The following is a 20,520-nucleotide window of genomic DNA, read 5'->3' on the forward strand; positions in this document are numbered from 1 at the left end:
CTAAACTTGCTCGATGACGATGCTGTTGATCTCGTTCGCGACGTCGTCGAAGCGGTCGGCGACTTTCTCGAGATGGTCGTAGATCTCTGCGCCGACGATGAAATCCATCGCGTTGCCGCCGCGATGCTTGAGGAACAGTTCCTTCAGCCCGATATCATGGAGATCGTCGACGCGGCCTTCCAGCTTGCCAAGCTCTTCCGTGATCGCGGTCAGCATGGCCACGTTCTGACCGATCTTCTGCATCAGCGGCAGCGCGCGGCCGACCAGATTGGCGCATTCGATCAGAAGCCCGCCGATCTCCCGCATCGGCGGCTCGAAGCTGCGGACCTCGAACAGCATCACGGCCTTGGCGGTCTGCTGCATCTGGTCGATGGCGTCGTCCATCGAGGTGATCAGGTTCTTGATGTCGCCGCGGTCGAACGGGGTGATGAAGGTGCGGCGCACCGCGGTCAGCACCTCACGGGTGATGTTGTCGGCATCGTTCTCGAACTGGTTGACGCGCTGGCAATAGACCGGCGTCTCCTCGCCCCCGTTGAGCATGCTCTGGAGCGCGATCGAGCCCTGGATCACGGTCTGGGCGTGGCGGTCGAACAGGTCGAAGAACCGTTCTTCCTTCGGCAGGAAAGCGCGAAACAATCGCATCATGGGGGAGAGACTACCGGTTGGATGATGGCCTGGCCCAAGCGGGCCGTCATGAAACTGTCATAGACCATTTTCGATCCACGCGCGTGCCACCTCACGCCCGTGGAGCTGGATCATCCACCGCTTTCGCGCGTCAACACATCTTCTATTATATCAATGACTTACAGCGACCGCCGGAAGTAATGCGCGATTTCGCCGATGACGCCACGGCGGAAGGTGAGCACGCAGATCACGAAGATCGAGCCCTGGATCACGGTCACCCATTGGCCGAACCCCGCCAAATATTGCTGCATGGCGATGATCACGAAGGCACCGACCACGGGACCGAAGACGGTTCCGAGTCCGCCGACCAGCGTCATCAGCACGACTTCGCCCGACATCGACCAGTGCACGTCGGTGAGCGAGGCATTCTGCGCCACGAAGACTTTCAGCGCACCGGCAAAGCCGGCCAGCGTGCCCGACAGGACGAAAGCCAGGAACTTGTACTGATCGGTGCGGTAACCCAGCGAGATCGCGCGCGGCTCGTTCTCGCGGATCGCCTTGAGGACTTCGCCGAACGGCGAGTTGATGATGCGGAAGATCAGCAGGAAGCCGGCGAGGAAACCGACCAGCACCACGTAGTAGAGCACGGTGGGCTTGGTCAGATCGAAGACGCCGAACATGCGTCCCTGCGGAATACCCTGGATGCCGTCTTCGCCATGGGTGAACGGCGCCTGGAGGTAGATGAAGTACAAGAGCTGCGACAGCGCCAGCGTGATCATCGAGAAATAGATGCCCTGGCGGCGGATCGAGATATAGCCCGTGATGAGCGAGAGCACGAAGGCACCGGCGACCCCGACGAGGATGCCGAGTTCCGGCGGCAGCGCCCATACTTTCAGCGCATGCGCGCTGCAATAGCCGGCCGTGCCCAGGAACATCGCATGGCCGAAGGACAGCAAACCGCCGTAGCCGATCAGCAGGTTGAAGGCGCAGGCGAGCAGCGCGAAGCACAGCGCCTGCATCACGAAGAACGGGTAGACCCCCGTGAATGGCACCGAAGCCAGCAGCAGCGCCATCACCACGAACACGATCATCTCGTCGCGGATCGCGCGCGGGGTTACCGGCAGCGTGTCGTCCGTCAAGGCTGTCATATCAGGCCGCCCTTCCCGTCAATCCCGTTGGCTTCACCAAGAGCACCAGCACCATCAGCACGAACACGACGGTGTTGGAGGCCTCGGGGTAGAAATATTTGGTCAGGCCTTCGATCACACCGAGCGCGAAGCCGGTGATGATGGAGCCCATGATCGATCCCATGCCGCCGATCACGACCACCGCGAACACCACGATGATGAGGTCGGCGCCCATCAACGGCCGCACCTGGTTGATCGGCGCCGACAGCACGCCGGCGAGCGCTGCAAGGCCGACACCGAGGCCGTAGGTCAGCGTGATCATGCGCGGCACGTTGACGCCGAAGGCGCGCACGAGCGTCGGGTTTTCGGTGGCGGCGCGCAAATAGGCGCCGAGCCGCGTCTTCTCGATCAGGAACCAGGTCGCGATGCAGACCACCAGCGAGAAGATGACGACCCAGCCGCGATAGACCGGCAGGAACATGAAGCCGAGATTCATGCCGCCCTTGAGCTGGTCCGGAATGGCGTAAGGCAGGCCGGAGGAGCCGAAATAGTTCTGAAACACGCCCTGCACGATCAGCGCAATGCCGAAGGTCAGCAGCAGGCCGTAGAGATGATCCAGCCCGGTCAGCCATTGCAGCATGGTCCGTTCCAGGATCATGCCGAAGATGCCGACGATAACAGGCGCAAGCAGCAACGCCCACCAGTAGTTGATGCCGCCGAGGTTCAGCAGGAAGTAGGCGACGAACGCGCCCATCATGTAGAGCGCGCCATGGGCGAAATTGATGATGTTGAGCATGCCGAAGATCACGGCAAGCCCGAGACTGAGCAGCGCGTAGAACGAGCCGTTGATCAGTCCTACCAGTAGCTGAGCGTAAAGAGCCTGCATCGATCCCGCACCTGGTCCCTTCGGCGTTCCCTGAAAGTCGCCCGCAGGCCTGATGGCCTGCGGGCGGTTAGCTTACTTCTTCAAGAGCGCGCACTTGCTCTCGGACAGCGGCGTGAAGGCCTGGTCGCCCGGCACCGTGCCGACCAGCTTGTAGAAGTCCCACGGTCCCTTGGACTCGGAGGGCTTCTTCACCTCGAACAGATAGGCATTGTGGATGGTGCGGCCGTTGGGCTGGATCTCGCCCTTGCCGAACAGATCGTCTTCCGTCGGCATCGACTTCATCTTCTCGACGACCTTGACGCCGTCATGCGGGTTGCCGCCGAGCGCTTCCAGTGCCTTGAAATAGTGACGCACGCCCGCATAGACGCCGGCCTGCACCATGGTCGGCGGCGCGTTGTTCTTCATCTTCTCGGCGAAGCGCTTCGAGAACGCCCGGGTCTGGTCGTTCATGTCCCAGTAGAAGGTCTCGGTGAAGTTGAGGCCCTGTGCGGTCTCGAGCCCGATCGCCTTGACGTCGGTGAGGAACAGCAGCAGCGCCGCGAGCTTCTGGCCGCCCTTGACGATGCCGAACTCGGCCGCCTGCTTGATCGTGTTGGTGGTATCGCCGCCGGCATTGGCAAGGCCGATGATCTTGGCCTTGGAAGCCTGCGCCTGCAGCAGGAAGGACGAGAAGTCCGGCGTGTTCAGCGGGTGCTTGACGCCGCCGACCACCTTGCCGCCATTTGCGGTAACGACAGCGGTGGTGTCGCGCTCCAGCGCCGCGCCAAAGGCGTAGTCCGCGGTCAGGAAGAACCACGTGTCGCCGCCGGCCTTCACCAGCGCCTGGCCGGTGGTGTGGGCAAGCATGTAGGTGTCGTAGGTCCAGTGCACCGTGTTGGGCGAGCACTGCGCGTTGGTCAAATCCGAGGTCGCCGCGCCCGAGTTGATATAGACGCCGTTCTTTTCCTTGATGACGTTGTTGACCGCGAGCGCCACGCCGGAATTCGGCACGTCGACGATGAGGTCGACCTTGTCGACGTCGAACCATTGCCGCGCGATCGCGGTGCCGATGTCGGGCTTGTTCTGGTGATCACCCGAGATGATGTCGATCTTCCAGCCCTTCGCAGCCAGACCGGAATCTTCAATGGCCATCTGCGCGGCGAGCGTCGAGCCCGGCCCGCCAAGATCGGCATAGAGCCCGGACTGATCGGACAGCGCGCCGATCTTGACGGTCTTGTCCTGCGCGAAGGCTACGCCCGCGGTGGTCACGGCCAGCGCCGTGCCGAGCAGAAACGACGCAATCGACTTTGTCATCATGCTACTTCCCTATGAATCTTCTTGTTGGCAGTTCTAGACACCGAGATAGGTGTGGAGCTTGTCCATGTTGGCGGCGAGCTCCGCATTGGAAAATCCGTCAATGATCTTGCCGTGCTCGACCACGTAATAGCGGTCAGCGACAGTGGATGCGAACCGGAAGTTCTGCTCGACCAGGAGGATCGTAAAACCCTCCTTCTTGAGCCGCGCAATGGTGTGGCCGATCTGCTGGATGATGACGGGCGCGAGACCCTCCGTCGGCTCGTCCAGCATCAGGAAGTTCGCGCCGGTGCGCAGGATGCGCGCGATCGCGAGCATCTGCTGCTCGCCGCCGGAGAGTTTGGTTCCCTGGCTGTTGAGCCGTTCCTTCAGGTTCGGAAACAGATCGAAGATCTGCTCGAGCGGCAATCCGCCGGGACGCACCACCGGTGGCAGCAGCAGGTTCTCGCGGACATCGAGGCTGGCGAAAATTCCCCGCTCTTCCGGGCAGAACGCGATTCCCATCCGCGCGATCTTGTCCGAGGTCGTGCGGATGATGTCCTGGTTATTGAACTTCACCGAGCCGGTGCGCTTGCCGATGATGCCCATGATCGACTTCAGCGTGGTGGTCTTGCCGGCGCCGTTGCGCCCGAGCAGGGTGACGACCTCGCCCGCGTTCACGTCGAAGTTGATCCCGTGCAGGATGTGGGACTCGCCGTACCAGGCTTCGAGGTTGCGGACCTGGAGGAGGTTGCCGCCGCTCGCGGCCTTTGCGGGAGCTTCCGCCGTTGCAGTCTCAGCCATGACCGGCTCCCAGATAGGCTTCCTTGACGCGTTCGTCCTTGGTGAGCTCGCTGTAATGGCCTTGCGCCAGCACCTGGCCGCGCGTCAACACGGTGATGATGTCGGAGAGATTGGCAACGACGCTCAGATTATGCTCGACCATCAGGATGGTGTATTTCGCGGAGATGCGCTTGATCAACGCCGCGATCTTGTCGATGTCCTCGTGGCCCATGCCGGCCATCGGCTCGTCCAGCAGCATCATCTCCGGGTCGAGCGCGAGCGTGGTTGCGATCTCCAGTGCGCGCTTGCGCCCGTAGGGCATCTCGACCGCGGGCGTATTGGAAAACTCGCTGAGGCCGACATCGTTCAACAGCTCGCGCGCGCGATCGTTGAATTGGTTGAGGACGGACTTGGAGCGCCAGAAATCGAAGGAGCTGCCGTGCTGGCGCTGAAGCGCGACGCGCACGTTTTCCAGCGCGGTGAGATGGGGAAATACCGCCGAGATCTGGAACGAGCGAACCAGCCCCAGGCGAGCCACGTCGGCGGGCGCCATCGCGGTGATGTCCTGCCCCTTGTACAGGATTTTTCCGGCAGACGGTTTGAGGAACTTGGTCAAAAGATTGAAGCACGTCGTCTTGCCGGCGCCGTTCGGGCCGATCAACGCGTGAATGCTCCCACGGCGAACCTTGAGCGCAACGTCGCGGACGGCGAAGAAGCCCGCGAACTCCTTGGTCAAGCCTTCCGTTTCGAGAATGAACTCATCGGCCAAACAGTTTTCCCCCTGCCCGCACAACGCGCGTGGCTATCCTTGTTGCTTCGGCTTTCCGGAGGCCCTTGGAGCCACTCCCTTGAGCTCATCCGGAACGCCGCCTCCGGGCGCGGAATATGCCGGAGGTGACGGGGGTTAGGCAAGGCGGAAAGCTGAGCAGGTCAGGCCTCCGGCCGGGAGACTTATGCTCCCTTAGTCGGACATGTTTTGATGTCGCGCCTGCCCGGCTTCCCGGTTCGCAAAGCGCCGGTCATCAAGCCGTCGTTAACGGTCTTTCGTTCCATGCGCCAGCCTTCATAGAAAATTTTCCCGCAGCGAGGATCATGCGCGGGTTTCATGCGTCCGGAATTTCTATTCGCCGGGAATATTGTCTTGGATTTTGCAAGCGCGGCTCCTTCCGTGGTCAAGTCGATCAGGCAGCGTGATCTCCTGAACACGTGGCTGCGGCTCTATGCGCGCGAGCAGACGGCCCCGGCGATCTGGGAGTACCAGCCTGCGCGGCTCGAGGAAGAGCTCTCCGATCTGATCTATTATACGGTGGATGCGTCGATGCCGACACCGCGTCTGACCATCCAGAGCGAAGGCACGCGCATCTCGCGCGCCTATGGACACACCGGCAAGGGCGTTCTGCTCGACGACTATATCGGGCCGCGTCTCGCGCCCCTGGTGATGCCGGTCTATCATGAATGCGTGGCGCGTGGGCTGCCTGTCTACAGCGTTGCCGACGTCGATGACATCTACGGCCGTATCGTCGCCTATGAGCGCCTGCTGCTGCCGTTCCAGAGCGACGGCAAGGTCTGTCACATCATCGCGTCGCTCAAGACCTTCTGCGAGGACGGCGGCTTCGAGATCAAGAATCTGATGCGCGGAAATGACGCGCTGCCGCGCCCGAGATTGCGCGCGGTGATCGACCACGACCTGTTCCATCGCACCCCGGGCCGCATCGCGCCGGCCGAACTGGTCGAGTTCGCGGACCAGCAGGGCTCAGGTGTTCCCACCGAGATCATCGAGCTGAACTAGCGGTCAGCGCGATTTGGCGGCGGCTTCCTTGGTCGTGACTTCCTTGGCATAGATCTCCGGCTTGAAGCCGACCAGCAGCTTGCCGCCGACTTCAAGCACCGGCCGCTTGATCATCGATGGTTGCGCTAGCATCAACGCCAGCGCCTTTTTCTCGGAGAGGCCTTCCTTGTCGGCATCGGGCAGCTTCTTGAAAGTCGTGCCGGCGCGGTTGAGCAGCGTCTCCCAACCGACCTTCTCGCTCCACTGCTTGAGCTTGTCCTTCTCCACGCCCGCCGTCTTGTAGTCGTGAAACGCGTAGGCGACGCCATGGCTGTCGAGCCAGGCGCGCGCCTTCTTCATGGTGTCGCAGTTCTTGATGCCGTAGATGATGTTGGGCAAAGCGTTCCTCGCGCATGCGTCGTATCGTGATCCCAAGGCGTTGTACGCAACTCCGGTTCGCGCGACAATATTGCGAAAACGATCCCAGCTCTTCGAACGGACACTCCATGCACGTCACCCACGATCCAGCCGCGACTGCGTCGCCGACCATCGACTTCGACACTTTTCTCGCGGTGGATATCCGCGTCGGCACCATCGTCGATGCAAAGCCGTTCCCCGAGGCGCGCAAGCCGGCCTGGCGGCTGTGGATCGACTTCGGTCCCGCGATCGGCGTGCGCAAGAGCTCGGCGCAGATCACCGAAAATCATCCGCTTGAAACGCTAGTGGGCCAACAGGTGGCTGCGGTCGTGAATTTCCCGCCGCGCCAGATCGGCCCCGTTGTCTCAGAGGTGCTGACCCTCGGTTTCCCCGATGCCGACGGCAAGGTCGTGCTGGTGCAGCCGAGCAAGCCCGTGCCGAACGGCGGACGGCTGTTCTAGCACCGCGCGCTCAAGGGGCGGTTCCTGGCCGCCGGGGGCGCCCTTTAAGGTTCACCTCCTCGTTCCCGGCCCCCGGTTCCTCGGGCTTGATACTCTTTGAGCTAAAAATGACTGACTGATCGTTTTTTATCTTATCCAGTGCTACGGAACCGCTTGTCCTGCAGAACGACTAAACGATTGATCTGTCAGTTTTTTGTGGATGGCCGAATGCCGAAAATCAGCGACAAGCAACGTGAAGGCCGGCGGCAGCAGATTCTCGAAGCCGCCCTTGCCTGCTTCGCCGAGGACGGTTTTCACCAGACCGGGATGGCCGACATCGTCAAACGGTCGGGGCTGAGCCACGGTGCGGTCTATCTCTACTTCCAGAGCAAGGACGATCTGATCGAGGCACTCGCCGACGACCGGCATCGGCGCGAGGCCGTGCTCAATTCGGTCGCGCAAGGATCCGGCGATCCGATCGAAGGACTTCACGCGCTGGTCGGCGTCTACGCGCAATGGCTCACCGACTCCGCCGGCGAAGCGCGCCGCCGTGTCGGCATCCATGGCTGGGCCGAAGCCCTACGCAACCGCCGCGTCCGCACCAGCGTCGTGGAAGGCATCGACATGCCCCGCGCCCTGATCGTCGCCCTGGTCGAGCGGGGCCAGCATGACGGCCTCATCAAACGCGATCTCGGTGCGGAAGCGATCGCGCGCGTGCTGATCGCGATCTTCCAGGGTTTTGTGCTGCAAAAATGCTGGGGCCAGGATTTTGACATCGAGGCCTGCATGGCGGCCGTGACCGGCGTGATCGATGGATTTCGCACCACAAAGGCCGACGTCAAGCGACGGACCAGGAGCTGAGCGATGTCGTGGGTCCATGACCTGCTCGCAGGCATTGGGGTCGGCCTCATCGGCGGGCTGACATCGGGCTTCATGGGCACGAGTCCCGGAGGCGGCCTCGTGATTTTCAGCGTACTGCTACTGGGCGCCGAGCAACACGTCGCCCAGGGGACATCGCTGATCACGCAGGTTCCACCGACGGGACTCGCGGGCGTTCGCCGCTACCGGCAGAGCGGCAATCGCAGCCCGTTGCTGTGGATCGTCTGGATCGGCATCGGGTTTCTCTTCGGCGGTGCCGGCGGCGGCTACGCTGCGGCCGCAGTCTCCGACTCGGTGTTGCAATGGACCTACGTCGTCTATCTCGTCGCGCTGATCGCTCTCCTGATCCCGCGCCGCGACCGCGAGGAGAAAAGCAATGAGACCTGCGACCGAGACAAGCTGCCTTGGCTGCCGCTGCTCCTCATCGGCATGCTTGCCGGATTTTCCTCCGGCTTCATGGGCATCGGCGGTGGGCTCGCGATCACCGTCGGGCTCGCGGCGGGCCTGCGGGTGCCGCAGCATCAGGCCCAGCTCGTCAGCCTCGTCTTCTCGGTCATCCCGACCAATATTCCGGCGGCCTGGATCTACTGGAGCAAGGGCCTCATGGTCGGCTGGCCTGCCATCATCGGCATCCTTGCCGGCCTCTGGGTCGGCACCGATCTCGGCGCACGCGCGGCTAATGGCGTCAGCAAATCGGTGCTGCGCCGGGTCATGATCGCCCTCATCTTGCTGATGGCGCTCTACATGACCCAAAAGGCGCTAACCTGATCTCACGGCCGCTTCGGAATGTTCAGCCCGCGCTCGACCGCCGGACGCGCCAGCCCGCGGTCGAGCCAGGCGGCGACGGATTTGAACTGGCTGAACTCGACGAGATCGCGGGCGCCGTAGAACCCGATGAGGTTGCGCACCCAGCCGAGCATGGAGATGTCCGCGATGGTGTAATCGTCGTCCATGAACCATTGCCGGCCGGCAAGATGCATCTCCATCACCCCGAGCAGCCGCTTGGCTTCGCCCACGTAGCGCTCGAGCGGCCGCTTGTCCTCGAAGTCCTTGCCGGCGAATTTGTGGAAAAAGCCGACCTGGCCGAACATCGGCCCGATGCCGCCCATCTGGAAATGCAGCCACTGGATGGTCTGATAACGGCGCGCGGCGTCCTGCGGCAGCAGCTTGCCGGTCTTCTCCGCGAGGTATTGCAGGATCGCCCCGGACTCGAACAGCGGCAGCGGCCTGCCGCCGGGACCATCGGGATCGAGGATCGCCGGGATCTTGCCGTTCGGATTGAGCGAGAGGAATTCCGGCGTCTTCTGGTCATCCTTGCCGAAATCGACGAGATGGACTTCGTAGGGAAGCCCGATCTCTTCCAGCATGATCGAGACCTTGACGCCGTTCGGCGTCGGTAGCGAATAAAGCTGGAGCAGCTCCGGTTGCTTGGCCGGCCAGCGCTTGGTGATGGGAAAGGCGGACAGATCGGACATCAGGACCCCGGCTTCGTTCATGAGATGCCGCCTAGTCTAGGCGAGCGGACGAACGACGCAAGGTCGAGTAGTCAGGTCATTTTCCCGTACAGGTCACAATGGCCGCAGCAAATGGTTGGTGGCGTGCATCACATCGCGCTGTGCGCGTTGCTCGATGAAGAGCTGGCCGGTGACGAGCAGTGCTCCGGTGAAGACGAGCGCAAGCATCGCGGTCGCGAACTGACTGACATCCCTCATCGGACGAGCTTCTCCGTGTTCGGTTCGCACGAGGAACGCGGGCCAGCCGTCGTCTGTTCCTGCAAGCTTCAAATAAATTGCAGCTTTTTCCCGGCTCCTCGCACCCCGACGGCCTCAATAATTGATCTCCATCCGCAAGCCCCGCGGATCGGTCTCCTCCCCGCCGAACCGCTGCGTGCTGTCGCGTGCCGCGATCGCGCAGGCACAGGCGTCGATCAGATCGTCACCGCCGATGCCGGTGCCATGTCGTTGAGTCAGCCATGTCGGCAAGCGCCCGAAGCCGCGCTGCTGCAGGAGTGCGATGCGCTGCCCGCGGCCCTCCGCCGATGTCTTCTTTGCAAGCCGGACCCGCCCAGCCAAATTCCGGATGCGCTTCGCCGATGGTCGCCTGCCGCGCCGGCGTCATGATCGCGTCGACGTCCCTGATCTTGTCCCTGATGTTCCAGAGCTGCGCCGATACGCCCCTGCCCTTGCCCTCGCGCTCCCAGTAGTGGCGATTGGCTGCCGCCATATCGGCGAACGTCCAGAGATCGCGGCGGGCGCCGAGAAACACGGCGGGACCGACCAGCTCGCGTGCGCGCAAATCGCAGATGCGATAACCACTCCATTTCAATCCGATCGGCATGTCGATCATCGCCCGGGCATGCGGCAGCGCGAGCAGCCGCTCAAGACCCGGCCGAGCAGGCGCTGCGCCAGCAACGCGTGGCCGAGCGTGCCGCCGGCGCGAACCGCGGCCGCAATCAACGCGGCTTCCGCGACTTCTTCGCGCGTTGCACCGGCCTTCGCCGCCTGCGCAGTGTGCACGTCGAGGCAATAGGCGCATTGCGTGGTGAGCACGACTGCGAGCGAGATCAGCTCGCGATATTTTAGCGGGATCAATCCGTCCTTCGACCGCGTGGTTGAACGCAAGGAACGCGTTGGCCTCGACCGGCGCGAGCGCCACGAAGGCCGGGATAGATTTCAGGTCGTCACGGCTTTGATAATCGGTCATGGCTCATCTCGTCAGATATTCGCGCATCAGGGCGCGGGCGCGATGCAGACGTGCCTTCACGGTCTGCCGGGTCGCGCCGAGCGCGACGGCGATCTCGTCGATGGTCATTTCCTTGACGTCGCGCATCAGCGCGACGTCGCGGTAGTGCGGCGGCAGCGCCTCGAAGGCCGCCGCGATGTCGATCCGCAAATCGGCTTCAGGACGCGACAGCAGCAGCGCCTCTGCCTCTCCGTCGTCGATCGCCGGCGCGAGGCCTGCCTTGCGGGCAAGCCGCAGGCATTCGCGGCGGACCACACTGAACAGCCAGGCCGAAAACGCCAGCCACGAGCGGATCGTGCCGACATGGCGAAACAGGATCCACAGCGCCTCCTGCGTCGCATCCTCGGCGTCCGCCGAGCTGCGACAGGTGGCGCGGGCGTAGCGGCGGATGTTCGGTTGCGCCGTCTCGAGCAGAGACGCGATCGCCTGGGGATCGCCGAGGCGCGCGGCCTCGAACAGGTCCGGCGAGATCCCGGCCGCGCTCACGACGCGCCTCCTCTTCCGATGCCGGCCATCGCGCAAATCGGACAATAGCCGACGAGGCCGGTCAGTGCGAAGCCGGCGCCGCCGAGCGCAACCAGCCACGCCGCAGCGCCGGTAAGATACACGAATGCCGCGACCGCCACCGCGACGCCTAAGGCGATCCGCACGGCCTGATGCAGGCCGCCGATGTTCTTTCTGTAAAATGCCATCACATCCTCCGAGATGAGCCGAAGCAAAATGCCTCGACCGTCAAGAGAGGGCGCGACGACCGGAAAGGATTCGCGGCAACCTGCAATTTTTTTCGCGATCAGCCTCCGACGGCCTGATAGGCCAGACGCTTGAACTCGAAGAAGAACGGATTCCAGAAGCCCATGTAGCGCTGCGTCATCAGCACACCGGCGGTATTGGCCTGCGGGCAGATCCACCAATGGGTGCCGGCGAGGCCGCCCCACTGGAATTCGCCGGTCGAATTCGGGGGATCGAACGGCATCGGCGCGAAGGTGACCGCGCCGCCGAGGCCAAAGCCCTTGCCGGGGATCGGGCCGAGATTGGCGAAGCGAATGTTCTCGCCGGCGGGCAGCTGGTTCGTCGTCATCTGCCGCAGCGTCTCCGGCTTCAGCAGAGCATCCGAGCCGGGAAGCAGCGCCTGTATCAAAGCGAGCATGTCGGGCAAGGTCGAGACCAGTCCGCCGCCACCCGACAGCCGCGGGAACTGCCGCCGATAGGCCTGCGGATAAGGCAGGTCGTCGGCCCGGGTGAGGCCGGGCTTCATGGGATCGAGCACATCCGCGCCGTTGTAGAGGGCGACCAGCCTGCCCTGCTGCGCGTCCGGCACGTGGAAGCCGGTGTCGGTCATGCCGAGCGGCTCGAAAATGCGCGCCTTGAGCACGGCGTCGAGCGGCTTGCCGGAGACGACCTCCACGACGCGCCCGAGCACGTCGGTCGCAACCGAATATTCCCAGGACGCGCCGGGATGAAAGGACAGCGGCAGATCGGCGAGCCGGTCGATCATGTCAGTCAGCGGCGTCAACGGATTGAGAACGCGTGCCTCGTTATAGCTTTTGAACAGCACCGTGCCGGGATCGAAGATGCCGTAGCTGAGGCCGGAGGTATGGGTCAGAAGCTGCCGGATCGTGATCGGGCTCTTCGCCGGTTCGACGTCGGCAAGGCTCAAAGCGCCCGGCTTCAGAACCTTGCGATTGCCGAGTTGCGGCAGGAATTTCTCGACAACGTCATCGAGCCCGATGCGGCCTTCCTCGGCCAACAGCATGATCGCGCAGGTGACGAAGATCTTGGTATTGGAGAAGGCGCGAAAAATGTGATCGGGCCGCAGCGCGGTGCTGGTCTCGCGATCGGCGAAACCGACGCACTGCTGATCGACGACCTCGCGGCCCCGCAGCACCGCCCAGGATGCACCCGGAATGATCTCCTGATCGACGTAACGCTGCATTGCTGTCCGCGTGGCGGAAAAATCAGGTGTTCTGGCGTCCATGTGTTTCCCCAATGATGGTTGGGATCGATATAGCGTGAATTCGCCAGATATGAAGCCTGACCGGACGGCGCGGCTCATCTCTGCTTCATGAACGCAGTCACGTGCAGGCGGCGCCGAGTCCGCATCCCCTGCCGCTGGTACAGCGCGATGGCCGACGAGTTGCTCGAGAACACGTGCAGGAACGGAATTTCGCTGCGCGCCTCGATCTGCCGCGCGACCGCCGCCAGCAGCGCCTGCGCGTAGCCCCGCCCCCGATGATCAGGGTGGACGCAGACGGCCGTCATCTCGACGAAATTGCCCGGCTTCATGCGCTCGCCGGCCATCGCGACCAATTCGCCGCCGGCGCGGATGCCAAGAAACGTCCCGAGTTCGTGCGTGCGCCGCGCGAATGGACCGGGCTTCGTCAAATCCGTCAATGCCATCATGGCGGGAACGTCGGCTGCACCCAGCCGGACGATCTCGGCATCGCGAAGCGGGCTATCGGCCGGGGAGCCGATCATCTGCTCGCAGGGTCCGGCCAGCACGACCTTGAAACCGGCGGGAACGTCGACGGCCTCGGGTGTGAACAGCGCGGCGACCTGCGAGCCCGACAGGAGATTGCCGAGCTCGGCAAAGCTCGTCTCGGACATGTCGACCATGTCGGCAAAAGGCGTCACGTCCACCGGATAGCGCAGCGCTCCCGGGCCACCCTCGGCCAGATGTTTGTGGCTGGTCGTCAGCGCGCTCCAGATCGGGCGATCCAGTAGGGTCACGTCACCGTCGGACACCGGCCTAGTCCTTATCGAAGCTGACGATGACGGCGGCATTGGCGATGAGGATGGGGTCGTTACCCTGCTCCGCAGCCGAGGGAATCTCCAGCCCGCCCTTCACCGCGTTGACGGTGACGGTGCCGTAAGGCAGTTCCTTCGCGACCGCGTCCTTGTCGACGGCTTCGGGATTCGGCACCGCGATCGTGACGTCGACGAACATGTCGTTCGCAGTCTTGTCGATCATCCGGAAGAAGCCGAGGCTCGAATGCCTGATGGCATCAGAAACGGCACGCTTCGCCGCCTTGGTGGCGTCCCTGCCGTGAACGTCGACGCCCATCCCCATCTCGGTGATACAGCGAATGCGAGCCATGACCTTATTCCTGTGACTGATTGAGTGATGTGGAGTGTGGGGGATCGGACGGCACGATACAAGTGGGGTCGTTCCTCTCGTATCGCGGACGCGGTGCGGCACGCAGAGGCGCTCCATCGTTGCGGCGTTGCAAGCCGCGTACGCTGTGCTATCGCTTAGGCGATGACTCCCAAAACTTTCGAAACCCGCTGCCTGCGCCTGCCCGCCGTCACCAAGGTGGTGCAGTGGGAGGGCACCTCCGTGTTCAAGGTCGGCGGCAAGATGTTCGCACTCGGCGGCGGCTTTGCCGCGCGCTCCGGCGGCTACATGTTCAAGGTCTCGAACATGGCCTATGCCATGCTGATCGAGCACGGCCTTGCGCGGCCGGCGCCCTATCTGGCGCGCGCCAAATGGGTGCAACTCGTCGGCAACAACGCGCTGCCGGACGCCGAGCTCACGGCCTATCTGGCGCAGGCGCACGCGCTGATCGCGGCGAAACTCACGCGGAAATCCCGCAAGGTCCTGGGCCTGGATTGAAGCGCAGTTCGCTGGTGAAGCGAAAACGTGCACTGATTGACTTCGATGATATGTCTGACTAAAGTCAGATATATCATGCTCGACCCTGTTTCCCGCGTCCGCCGCTTCAATCGTGCCGTCACGTCCGCTGTCGGCGCGCTCGACACGTCATTCCTGGGACGCGGGCGGCCACTGGGGGCGGCGCGCGTGCTCAACGCGATCGGGCATGGACGTTCGGACGTGGCCGAGATTCGCGACTATCTCGGCCTCGATTCCGGCCTGATGAGCCGCCTCCTCCGCTGCCTCGAGGACGAAGGGCTGGTCGAGACCAATGCGCATGAGGACGATGCGCGCCGTCGCGTCGCGACGTTGACGCGTGCGGGCCGGCGCGAGTTCGCGGCCTACGAGGCGCTGTCGAATACGCAGGCCGAGGGCTTCCTCGCCCAACATGCGCAACGCGAGGCGCTGCTGGCGGCGATGGATTTGGTTGCTTCCGCGCTGACGCGCGAGCGCGTCACGCTGGACGAGATGGACCCGCGGAGCGAACAGGCGCGCTATTGCCTCGGCGAATATTATGGCGAGCTCGGCCGCCGCTTCAAGCAGGGGTTCGACGTCTCGCTGTCGCGCGATCCCGACGCCAAGGATATGCGCCGCCCGCGCGGCACGTTCATCGTCGCGATGTCGGACACGCTACCGGTCGGCTGCGTCGGGCTCAAGGGCACCGATCACGGCTATGCCGAGATCAAGCGGCTGTGGGTCGCACCGGCGGCGCGCGGATTGCGGCTCGGCCGGCGCCTGATGGACATGACCGAGAACGCCGCGCGCGGGCTCGGCATCAAGCTATTGCGGCTCGACACCAACAGCGCCTTGGCGGAAGCCGGCCAGCTCTACCGACGAAGCGGCTGGAGCGAGATCCCCCGCTTCAATGACGACCCCTACCCGGACCTGTTCTTCGAAAAACGCCTGTGAGCGCCGGCGCCTTTTCTCTCGTTGCCGCGTTAGGGCCGGAGCCGCAGGAGCACGCCATGACCAGGTCCGACCTCGCCGACATCTACCGCGACTACATCGCCTGCCTGAACCGGCAGGATTGGCCCGCCCTCGGACAGTTCGTCCACGATGACGTCGCCCACAATGCGCGACCATTCGGACTGTCCGGCTATCGCGCCATGCTGGAGCAGGACTTTCGCGCAATTCCGGATCTGCATTTCGACATCGAGCTGCTGGTCTGCGATCCGCCCCACATCGCGTCCCGGCTGAAGTTCGATTGCACGCCGGCTGGAAAGTTTCTGGGGCTGGATGTGAACGGCAGGCGCGTGTCCTTTTGCGAAAACGTGTTCTATCGATTTCGCGACGGAAAAATACGGCACGTGTGGTCCATCGTCGACAAGCTCGCGATCGAGGCGCAGCTCTAGCGCTGCGCCTCGATGAACTTGCTTACGCCGCCGCGGGCGCCAAATCCGCGCGCGGCTTCGGGAACGGCTTGAAATTCATCGCCATCAGGAAGGCGCCGAGGCCCATCGCCCAGGAGGCGATATAGAGCCAAGCGTAGCTCGAGAACGCATCGTAGATCAGGCCGCCGGCGAGCGGGCCCGTGGCCATGCCGAGACTGCCGGCCATGGCGGTGCCGCCGATCACCGTGCCCATCATCTTGAGCGGGAAATTTTCGCGGATCAGCACCGCGTAGAGCGGCATGGTGCCGGCATAAATGAAGCCGAAGACGGCCCCGACGGCGTAGAACGTCGCAAGCTGGTGCGCGAAGACATAGGCGAGTGCGCCGAACGCCTGCAACAGCAGGCCCGAGACGAGCACGCGCTTGGCGCCGAAGCGGTCACCCATCAGGCCGAAGGCAATGCGTCCGCCAAGGCCGGCAAAGCCTTCGATGCTGTAGATCGTCACCGCCGCGACCAGCGGGATGCCGCAGCTCACGGCATAGGAGACGGTGTGGATGATCGGGCCGGAATGGGTGGCGCAGCAGAAGAAATTGGTCGCGAGCAGGATCAGGAATTGCGGCGAGCGCAGCGCCTCTCCCATCGACATCTCACCTTGCACGGCGCCCTCGCCCGCAGGCGCGGCCACGGCGTGCGCGAGCGCCGGCGGGCGGCGCACCAGGAACGAGACCGGGATCATGATGGCGCCGACCACCAGCGCCACGATCTGCATCGAGGTGCGCCAGTCATGGCCGGAGACGAGCCAGGCCGCGAGCGGCGCCATCGTCATCGGCGCCATGCCCATGCCGGCCGACACCAGCGAGACCGCGAGGCTGCGATGGGTGTCGAACCAGCCGGTCACGGTCGCCATCATCGGCGCGAAGATCGCCGCACAGGACGCTCCGACCAGAAGCCCGAAGACGAACTGAAACGCCAGCAGCGAGGTGGCGTGACTCGCCGCGAACAGGCTCACGGTCAGCACCGTCGATCCCGTCAGCACCACTAGCCGCGGCCCGAACCGGTCCGTCAACGTGCCCCAGACCATGCTGGTGCAGGCCATTGCCAGAAAGCCGATCGTCATGGCGCTGGAGATGCCGGTCACGGACCAGCCGGTGTCCTTTGCGATCGGCTGCAGGAATACCGGCAGCGAAAACATGCCGCCGATGGCGACGCAGCCGAGCAAGCCGCCCGCGGCGACGATCACCCAGCGATAGGAGGAAGCGTTCATTTTGGTCTCCCGTCAGATCTGTCTGGGTGGAAGACGAATGGGAACATGGTGGGCCGACAGGCCGACGCAAGTTTTTGCGGCACGCTTTTGTGACCTGCCAAACAAAAAACGCGAAAACAACCCCATGCACAGTAGCGGGGCGCTGTCGGATCAAGGACTTACAGCGCAGCTCTTTGCAGTGCGAAGGAAGACCCGCCGTTTGACTCGTCGGGCAAAACACCTGCATGATGGCATCATCCCGCCGCTATTGAATTCGTCCCGTCGCTAACGTGATCGTCCGCCTCCTCGCGCGCCATCCGGCCTTGCCGTGCGGAACTGGCCGTGCGGATGCGGCGAAATCCGTGACCGGGTTCGACGACGCGCCTGGCGCTCCGCGATGTGCCAGGCCACGCAACGCTAGAGAACTGCAGGGAAATGCTTATGCCGAAAATCGACATCGCTGCCGTACCCGCCCGCAAGGGCGCCGGCTACCCCGCGCCCTTCGATGCACCTTGCGCCGATCGGGTCCGGCAGCGGCTCGGCAATGCCGGAGGCTTGTCCGATTTCGGCGTCAACCTGATGCGCTTGCCGCCCGGCAACTGGTCGAGCCAGCGGCATTGGCACTCGCATGAGGACGAATTCGTCTATGTCCTCGAAGGCGAAGTGACGCTGATCGAGGACAAATGCGAGATCGTGCTCCGCGCCGGTGACTGCGCCGCTTTCGCGAAAAACAGCGGCAACGGCCATCACTTGATCAACCGTTCGAGCGCCATCGCCCTCTATCTCGAAGTCGGCTCTCGCTCGCCCGACGATCTCACGATTTGCTCCGACATCGACATGATGAGCGCCAACTCCGACGGCCGATTCGTGCACAAGGACGGCACGCCCTATCCGGACGGGTGAGCGTCCGCGACAAGGCTTGAATGGCAAGGCTTCAAACAGCCGCGCTACGCCGCCACTCGCCGACCGTGAGCCAGACCGCCGAGACCAGGAAGTAGAGCGCACCGACTGCAGCATAGCCCGCGACATTCGCGATCGAGGGAATCGCGGGCATCGTGGCCTGAAAGATGAAGAAGCCGCCTGCGAGAGCCGACTGGCCCCCGCTGAGCACCATGGCCCATTGCGCGCCAAAACTCCGCCAGCGCTGGATGGCCGTTCCGAGTTGGAGCAATCCCGACAGGATCGCCCATGCCCCGAAGATTCCGAGCACCCGGTTCATGCTCATCTGCAAGGTCACGAGCACCGCGACGGTGGTCGCCAGGCTGACCACAACGTTCAGAGCCTGCGGGCGGCTTTGAGCGAGTCCGCCGCTGCGAACCGCGTCCGCGAAGTTGGCAGCGGCGTCCCATGCGGGATAGAGGACGAGCAAGGCGCCGGCGATCACTGGAGAAGAAGCCCCGGCGGCAAACGCAGCAGCGACCCAGGCAACCGAGAACGCCGCTCGCACGAAGTAATATTGCTTCAGCCATCGCTCGCGGTCGCAATGAACCGGATTCAATTGATATCGCGCCATCGCAGTCTCTCCTATACCTACTAGTTGGTAGTTTTCTTACACACAACGAAACCGTCTTCGATCCAGCCCACTTGCTGGCTATCGTCATCGTCTCGCCGATGTCTCTCAGTGCTTGTTGGACAGCCGGTCCAGCAGCGGGGTGGTAATCACACCGAACATCTTTGGATCGCCATAGGCACGCGCCGACAGCATGGCGCCGTGAATGGTCGCCATGAATCCTTCGGCCTCGACGCGGGCTGTGCCGGAGAGTTTGAGTTGCCCTTTCCGCTTGCCACGCTCCATGACGGCCGTCAGCCAGGAAGCCAAGGAGCGGAAGTGCGCACGGACTTCGAGCGCAACCTCCTCCGGCAGGATCGGAAGCTCGCTGGCCAGCAGCGCGCACACGCAGAACGGCGCTGTCGCATCATTGATGCACGCCTTCCAGTACGCGACATAGTTTTCGAGCTGGTCGCGCGGATCAGGGACATTGCGCTCGAGCGCGGACAGTCCCGCCTCGGCTTCGGCGCGGTAGCGCGACACGAGCGTGCGGACCAGATCGACCTTGCTGGCGAAATGATGGTGGATGCTCGGCTTGCGGATACCGACCACCTCGGCCACGTCGGCGTAGCTGAAACCATTGTAGCCGCCCGCGATGATCAAGCTGCGCGCGCAGGCCAGGATGTCGTCGGCTGTCGAGGAAACGTGGGTCATGGTCCCTAGCTACCTTCCAGTTGGTAGGGCGTCAAGAACGGGATGCTTCAACCATCCGTGAGTGCTAGGAGCTTGCATGACCATTCGCCCGATCGTCCGCTATCCCGACCGCCGGCTCGCCATGCCGGCTCACCCCGTCACCGCGTTCGACGATGCGCTCCGCGAGCTTGCAAATGATCTGCTCGAGACCATGCGCGCCGCGCCCGGCATCGGCATCACGGCGCCGCATGTCGGCGTGCCCTTGCGCGTCGTCGTGCTCGAGCTCGACGCCAGGGACGGTGCACAGACCTATGTCAATCCGGAGATCGAATGGGCCTCACCCGAGATGATCCTGCATCGCGAAGGCAGCGTCTCGATGCCCGGCGTCAACGACGAGGTCCAGCGCCACGCCCGCGTGCGGATCAGCTATCGGGATCTCGACGGCAGCATGCACAAAGAGGAGTCGGAAGCCTTGCGTGCTGTCTGCCACCAGCACGAGATCGACCAGCTCGACGGCATGTTCTGGATCCAGCGCCTGTCGCGGCTGAAGCGGGAGCGGCTGGTGAAGAGGTTCGAGAAGATGTCGCGCGAGTGAGCGGGCCGGCAAATATCCGGCTTGTGTGAAATCGCGCCGGCCCGTTGGGAGGGAGACGAATGACATATTCAGGTCGTTGTGCCTGCGGCGCGGTTTGTTACACCATTGCGTCCGCGCCGATCCGCGGCTTCCAATGCCAGTGCAGCGACTGTCAGCGCGATACCGGCAGCGGCCACAGCTCCATCTTCGTGTTCGCGCGCAGCGCAGTCGCGGTGACAGGCGAGGTGCGCGAAATCGAGCGCACTGCCGTCAGCGGCGCGGTCAAGCGCAAAGGGTTCTGTCCGAACTGCGGCTCGCCCATCTACAACAAGCCGGACGAGAAGCCGGACTTAATCGCCATCTATGTCGGCACGCTGGACGATGCCAGCACGTTCAAACCGTCCGTCGTGCTGTTCTGCTCGCGCGGATATGCCTGGGATCACCTCGATCCCGAGATTCCCAAACTCCCGGATGGCACCCGGGATCGCGCTGATTTCTTGCAGATTGGGGGACAGCCAATGGCGATGAGCTTCGAGCTATCGATGCTGCCCGCCGCAATCGTCTGGGGCTTTGTACAGCTTGTCGCCGCCGCGCAGGCCGCGA

At 63.5% G+C, this 20,520-nt stretch carries 26 protein-coding genes and 3 pseudogenes; 10 read left to right on the forward strand and 19 right to left on the reverse strand.

Annotation, left to right across the window (positions count from 1 at the left end):
• From BcanWU425_RS23570 to BcanWU425_RS23595, 6 genes are all read right to left on the reverse strand, one after another.
• Complete coding sequence (locus BcanWU425_RS23570) at positions 1 to 645, reverse strand: DUF47 domain-containing protein (RefSeq protein ID WP_018459150.1); 645 nt, start codon at positions 643 to 645, stop codon at positions 1 to 3.
• A 158-nt stretch (positions 646 to 803) separates the two neighbouring features.
• The gene (locus tag BcanWU425_RS23575) at positions 804 to 1,772 is read right to left on the reverse strand and encodes a branched-chain amino acid ABC transporter permease (RefSeq protein WP_007592084.1); all 969 of its coding nucleotides are present in this window, start codon (positions 1,770 to 1,772) and stop codon (positions 804 to 806) included.
• 1 nt (position 1,773) lies between these two features.
• On the reverse strand, positions 1,774 to 2,637 hold the full coding sequence (locus BcanWU425_RS23580; protein ID WP_018459151.1) for a branched-chain amino acid ABC transporter permease: 864 nt from the start codon (positions 2,635 to 2,637) through the stop codon (positions 1,774 to 1,776).
• Positions 2,638 to 2,709: 72 nt separating this feature from the next.
• Positions 2,710 to 3,933 (reverse strand): ABC transporter substrate-binding protein, encoded by a 1,224-nt coding sequence (locus tag BcanWU425_RS23585; RefSeq protein ID WP_018459152.1) that lies wholly within the window; start codon positions 3,931 to 3,933, stop codon positions 2,710 to 2,712.
• A 33-nt stretch (positions 3,934 to 3,966) separates the two neighbouring features.
• A complete protein-coding gene (locus BcanWU425_RS23590; protein ID WP_007609233.1) occupies positions 3,967 to 4,713 on the reverse strand; it encodes an ABC transporter ATP-binding protein in 747 nt (248 codons plus the stop codon).
• Positions 4,706 to 5,461, reverse strand: a complete 756-nt coding sequence (locus tag BcanWU425_RS23595; RefSeq protein WP_018459153.1) for an ABC transporter ATP-binding protein — start codon at positions 5,459 to 5,461, stop codon at positions 4,706 to 4,708. The genes BcanWU425_RS23590 and BcanWU425_RS23595 overlap by 8 nt, the downstream gene beginning before the upstream one ends.
• A gap of 336 nt (positions 5,462 to 5,797) precedes the next feature.
• Between BcanWU425_RS23595 and BcanWU425_RS23600 the strand changes: the two genes are divergently transcribed.
• Positions 5,798 to 6,481, forward strand: a complete 684-nt coding sequence (locus BcanWU425_RS23600; RefSeq protein WP_018459154.1) for a PAS domain-containing protein — start codon at positions 5,798 to 5,800, stop codon at positions 6,479 to 6,481.
• 3 nt (positions 6,482 to 6,484) lie between these two features.
• Here the strand turns inward: BcanWU425_RS23600 and BcanWU425_RS23605 are convergent, their stop codons facing one another.
• Positions 6,485 to 6,859, reverse strand: coding sequence for an ArsC family reductase (locus tag BcanWU425_RS23605; protein WP_018459155.1), 375 nt, complete (start codon positions 6,857 to 6,859; stop codon positions 6,485 to 6,487).
• 107 nt (positions 6,860 to 6,966) lie between these two features.
• Here BcanWU425_RS23605 and BcanWU425_RS23610 point away from each other — a divergent pair, with 107 nt between their 5' ends.
• The 3 genes from BcanWU425_RS23610 (at position 6,967) to BcanWU425_RS23620 (ending at position 8,964) form a co-directional block, all read left to right on the forward strand.
• Positions 6,967 to 7,338: a tRNA-binding protein gene (locus BcanWU425_RS23610; RefSeq protein ID WP_018459156.1), complete on the forward strand. Its 372-nt coding sequence runs from the start codon at positions 6,967 to 6,969 to the stop codon at positions 7,336 to 7,338.
• A gap of 207 nt (positions 7,339 to 7,545) precedes the next feature.
• The gene (locus tag BcanWU425_RS23615) at positions 7,546 to 8,178 is read left to right on the forward strand and encodes a TetR/AcrR family transcriptional regulator (protein WP_085362174.1); all 633 of its coding nucleotides are present in this window, start codon (positions 7,546 to 7,548) and stop codon (positions 8,176 to 8,178) included.
• A gap of 3 nt (positions 8,179 to 8,181) precedes the next feature.
• Positions 8,182 to 8,964 carry a sulfite exporter TauE/SafE family protein gene (locus BcanWU425_RS23620; protein WP_204510971.1) on the forward strand — a complete coding sequence of 261 codons (783 nt, stop codon included), beginning with the start codon at positions 8,182 to 8,184 and terminating at the stop codon, positions 8,962 to 8,964.
• Between the two features lie 2 nt (positions 8,965 to 8,966).
• On the opposite strand, the gene BcanWU425_RS23625 is transcribed toward BcanWU425_RS23620, so the two are convergent.
• From BcanWU425_RS23625 to BcanWU425_RS23670, 9 genes and pseudogenes are all read right to left on the reverse strand, one after another.
• On the reverse strand, positions 8,967 to 9,671 hold the full coding sequence (locus BcanWU425_RS23625) for a glutathione S-transferase family protein (protein ID WP_204513924.1): 705 nt from the start codon (positions 9,669 to 9,671) through the stop codon (positions 8,967 to 8,969).
• 93 nt (positions 9,672 to 9,764) lie between these two features.
• On the reverse strand, positions 9,765 to 9,908 hold the full coding sequence (locus tag BcanWU425_RS23630) for a hypothetical protein (RefSeq protein WP_162847292.1): 144 nt from the start codon (positions 9,906 to 9,908) through the stop codon (positions 9,765 to 9,767).
• Between the two features lie 114 nt (positions 9,909 to 10,022).
• Positions 10,023 to 10,542, reverse strand: a pseudogene (locus BcanWU425_RS23640) (DUF429 domain-containing protein).
• Positions 10,539 to 10,899: pseudogene (locus BcanWU425_RS23645) on the reverse strand (carboxymuconolactone decarboxylase family protein). The pseudogenes BcanWU425_RS23640 and BcanWU425_RS23645 overlap by 4 nt, the downstream one beginning before the upstream one ends.
• A gap of 3 nt (positions 10,900 to 10,902) precedes the next feature.
• On the reverse strand, positions 10,903 to 11,424 hold the full coding sequence (locus BcanWU425_RS23650; RefSeq protein ID WP_085352883.1) for an RNA polymerase sigma factor: 522 nt from the start codon (positions 11,422 to 11,424) through the stop codon (positions 10,903 to 10,905).
• Positions 11,421 to 11,630: a YgaP family membrane protein gene (locus BcanWU425_RS23655; RefSeq protein WP_162496413.1), complete on the reverse strand. Its 210-nt coding sequence runs from the start codon at positions 11,628 to 11,630 to the stop codon at positions 11,421 to 11,423. Before BcanWU425_RS23655 ends, BcanWU425_RS23650 begins: the two co-directional genes overlap by 4 nt.
• 98 nt (positions 11,631 to 11,728) lie before the next feature.
• Positions 11,729 to 12,913 (reverse strand): serine hydrolase domain-containing protein, encoded by a 1,185-nt coding sequence (locus BcanWU425_RS23660; RefSeq protein ID WP_085395952.1) that lies wholly within the window; start codon positions 12,911 to 12,913, stop codon positions 11,729 to 11,731.
• Between the two features lie 74 nt (positions 12,914 to 12,987).
• Entirely contained in the window at positions 12,988 to 13,680 is a 693-nt protein-coding gene (locus BcanWU425_RS23665; protein WP_204510970.1) for a GNAT family N-acetyltransferase, read from the reverse strand.
• Positions 13,681 to 13,684: 4 nt separating this feature from the next.
• Entirely contained in the window at positions 13,685 to 14,032 is a 348-nt protein-coding gene (locus BcanWU425_RS23670; RefSeq protein ID WP_026233749.1) for a Lin0512 family protein, read from the reverse strand.
• Positions 14,033 to 14,194: 162 nt separating this feature from the next.
• Between BcanWU425_RS23670 and BcanWU425_RS23675 the strand changes: the two genes are divergently transcribed.
• The 3 genes from BcanWU425_RS23675 (at position 14,195) to BcanWU425_RS23685 (ending at position 15,939) form a co-directional block, all read left to right on the forward strand.
• Complete coding sequence (locus BcanWU425_RS23675; protein ID WP_085352880.1) at positions 14,195 to 14,548, forward strand: MmcQ/YjbR family DNA-binding protein; 354 nt, start codon at positions 14,195 to 14,197, stop codon at positions 14,546 to 14,548.
• Between the two features lie 75 nt (positions 14,549 to 14,623).
• Positions 14,624 to 15,496 (forward strand): bifunctional helix-turn-helix transcriptional regulator/GNAT family N-acetyltransferase, encoded by an 873-nt coding sequence (locus BcanWU425_RS23680; RefSeq protein WP_204510969.1) that lies wholly within the window; start codon positions 14,624 to 14,626, stop codon positions 15,494 to 15,496.
• Positions 15,497 to 15,552: 56 nt separating this feature from the next.
• Positions 15,553 to 15,939: an ester cyclase gene (locus BcanWU425_RS23685; RefSeq protein WP_204510968.1), complete on the forward strand. Its 387-nt coding sequence runs from the start codon at positions 15,553 to 15,555 to the stop codon at positions 15,937 to 15,939.
• Between the two features lie 22 nt (positions 15,940 to 15,961).
• On the opposite strand, the gene BcanWU425_RS23690 is transcribed toward BcanWU425_RS23685, so the two are convergent.
• Positions 15,962 to 17,182: an MFS transporter gene (locus tag BcanWU425_RS23690; RefSeq protein WP_204510967.1), complete on the reverse strand. Its 1,221-nt coding sequence runs from the start codon at positions 17,180 to 17,182 to the stop codon at positions 15,962 to 15,964.
• A gap of 420 nt (positions 17,183 to 17,602) precedes the next feature.
• On the opposite strand from BcanWU425_RS23690, the gene BcanWU425_RS23695 reads away from it, so the two are divergent.
• A complete protein-coding gene (locus tag BcanWU425_RS23695) occupies positions 17,603 to 18,064 on the forward strand; it encodes a cupin domain-containing protein (RefSeq protein WP_018459171.1) in 462 nt (153 codons plus the stop codon).
• Between the two features lie 31 nt (positions 18,065 to 18,095).
• Here the strand turns inward: BcanWU425_RS23695 and BcanWU425_RS23700 are convergent, their stop codons facing one another.
• On the reverse strand, positions 18,096 to 18,674 hold the full coding sequence (locus tag BcanWU425_RS23700) for a membrane protein (RefSeq protein ID WP_018459172.1): 579 nt from the start codon (positions 18,672 to 18,674) through the stop codon (positions 18,096 to 18,098).
• A 105-nt stretch (positions 18,675 to 18,779) separates the two neighbouring features.
• A complete protein-coding gene (locus BcanWU425_RS23705) occupies positions 18,780 to 19,364 on the reverse strand; it encodes a TetR/AcrR family transcriptional regulator (protein WP_085352877.1) in 585 nt (194 codons plus the stop codon).
• Between the two features lie 76 nt (positions 19,365 to 19,440).
• Between BcanWU425_RS23705 and BcanWU425_RS23710 the strand changes: the two genes are divergently transcribed.
• Positions 19,441 to 19,938, forward strand: a complete 498-nt coding sequence (locus BcanWU425_RS23710) for a peptide deformylase (RefSeq protein ID WP_085395946.1) — start codon at positions 19,441 to 19,443, stop codon at positions 19,936 to 19,938.
• A gap of 59 nt (positions 19,939 to 19,997) precedes the next feature.
• A pseudogene (locus tag BcanWU425_RS23715) lies at positions 19,998 to 20,279 on the forward strand (GFA family protein); the annotation flags it as partial.
• Positions 20,280 to 20,520 lie beyond the last annotated feature (241 nt).

Origin of the sequence: Bradyrhizobium sp. WU425, assembly GCF_021052305.1 — a bacterium.
Taxonomy (GTDB): Bacteria; Pseudomonadota; Alphaproteobacteria; order Rhizobiales; family Xanthobacteraceae; genus Bradyrhizobium; species Bradyrhizobium canariense_D.

What these genes read in the sequence shown, in the direction of transcription:
- BcanWU425_RS23570 (WP_018459150.1), bottom strand. Translation starts at nt 645, where the DNA reads ATGATGCGATTGTTTCGCGCTTTCCTGCCGAAGGAAGAACGGTTCTTC.
- BcanWU425_RS23575 (WP_007592084.1), bottom strand. Translation starts at nt 1,772, where the DNA reads ATGACAGCCTTGACGGACGACACGCTGCCGGTAACCCCGCGCGCGATC.
- BcanWU425_RS23580 (WP_018459151.1), bottom strand. Translation starts at nt 2,637, where the DNA reads ATGCAGGCTCTTTACGCTCAGCTACTGGTAGGACTGATCAACGGCTCG.
- BcanWU425_RS23585 (WP_018459152.1), bottom strand. Translation starts at nt 3,933, where the DNA reads ATGATGACAAAGTCGATTGCGTCGTTTCTGCTCGGCACGGCGCTGGCC.
- BcanWU425_RS23590 (WP_007609233.1), bottom strand. Translation starts at nt 4,713, where the DNA reads ATGGCTGAGACTGCAACGGCGGAAGCTCCCGCAAAGGCCGCGAGCGGC.
- BcanWU425_RS23600 (WP_018459154.1), top strand. Translation starts at nt 5,798, where the DNA reads ATGCGTCCGGAATTTCTATTCGCCGGGAATATTGTCTTGGATTTTGCA.
- BcanWU425_RS23610 (WP_018459156.1), top strand. Translation starts at nt 6,967, where the DNA reads ATGCACGTCACCCACGATCCAGCCGCGACTGCGTCGCCGACCATCGAC.
- BcanWU425_RS23615 (WP_085362174.1), top strand. Translation starts at nt 7,546, where the DNA reads ATGCCGAAAATCAGCGACAAGCAACGTGAAGGCCGGCGGCAGCAGATT.
- BcanWU425_RS23620 (WP_204510971.1), top strand. Translation starts at nt 8,182, where the DNA reads ATGTCGTGGGTCCATGACCTGCTCGCAGGCATTGGGGTCGGCCTCATC.
- BcanWU425_RS23625 (WP_204513924.1), bottom strand. Translation starts at nt 9,671, where the DNA reads ATGTCCGATCTGTCCGCCTTTCCCATCACCAAGCGCTGGCCGGCCAAG.
- BcanWU425_RS23630 (WP_162847292.1), bottom strand. Translation starts at nt 9,908, where the DNA reads ATGAGGGATGTCAGTCAGTTCGCGACCGCGATGCTTGCGCTCGTCTTC.
- BcanWU425_RS23655 (WP_162496413.1), bottom strand. Translation starts at nt 11,630, where the DNA reads ATGGCATTTTACAGAAAGAACATCGGCGGCCTGCATCAGGCCGTGCGG.
- BcanWU425_RS23660 (WP_085395952.1), bottom strand. Translation starts at nt 12,913, where the DNA reads ATGGACGCCAGAACACCTGATTTTTCCGCCACGCGGACAGCAATGCAG.
- BcanWU425_RS23670 (WP_026233749.1), bottom strand. Translation starts at nt 14,032, where the DNA reads ATGGCTCGCATTCGCTGTATCACCGAGATGGGGATGGGCGTCGACGTT.
- BcanWU425_RS23675 (WP_085352880.1), top strand. Translation starts at nt 14,195, where the DNA reads ATGACTCCCAAAACTTTCGAAACCCGCTGCCTGCGCCTGCCCGCCGTC.
- BcanWU425_RS23680 (WP_204510969.1), top strand. Translation starts at nt 14,624, where the DNA reads ATGCTCGACCCTGTTTCCCGCGTCCGCCGCTTCAATCGTGCCGTCACG.
- BcanWU425_RS23685 (WP_204510968.1), top strand. Translation starts at nt 15,553, where the DNA reads ATGACCAGGTCCGACCTCGCCGACATCTACCGCGACTACATCGCCTGC.
- BcanWU425_RS23690 (WP_204510967.1), bottom strand. Translation starts at nt 17,182, where the DNA reads ATGAACGCTTCCTCCTATCGCTGGGTGATCGTCGCCGCGGGCGGCTTG.
- BcanWU425_RS23695 (WP_018459171.1), top strand. Translation starts at nt 17,603, where the DNA reads ATGCCGAAAATCGACATCGCTGCCGTACCCGCCCGCAAGGGCGCCGGC.
- BcanWU425_RS23700 (WP_018459172.1), bottom strand. Translation starts at nt 18,674, where the DNA reads ATGGCGCGATATCAATTGAATCCGGTTCATTGCGACCGCGAGCGATGG.
- BcanWU425_RS23705 (WP_085352877.1), bottom strand. Translation starts at nt 19,364, where the DNA reads ATGACCCACGTTTCCTCGACAGCCGACGACATCCTGGCCTGCGCGCGC.
- BcanWU425_RS23710 (WP_085395946.1), top strand. Translation starts at nt 19,441, where the DNA reads ATGACCATTCGCCCGATCGTCCGCTATCCCGACCGCCGGCTCGCCATG.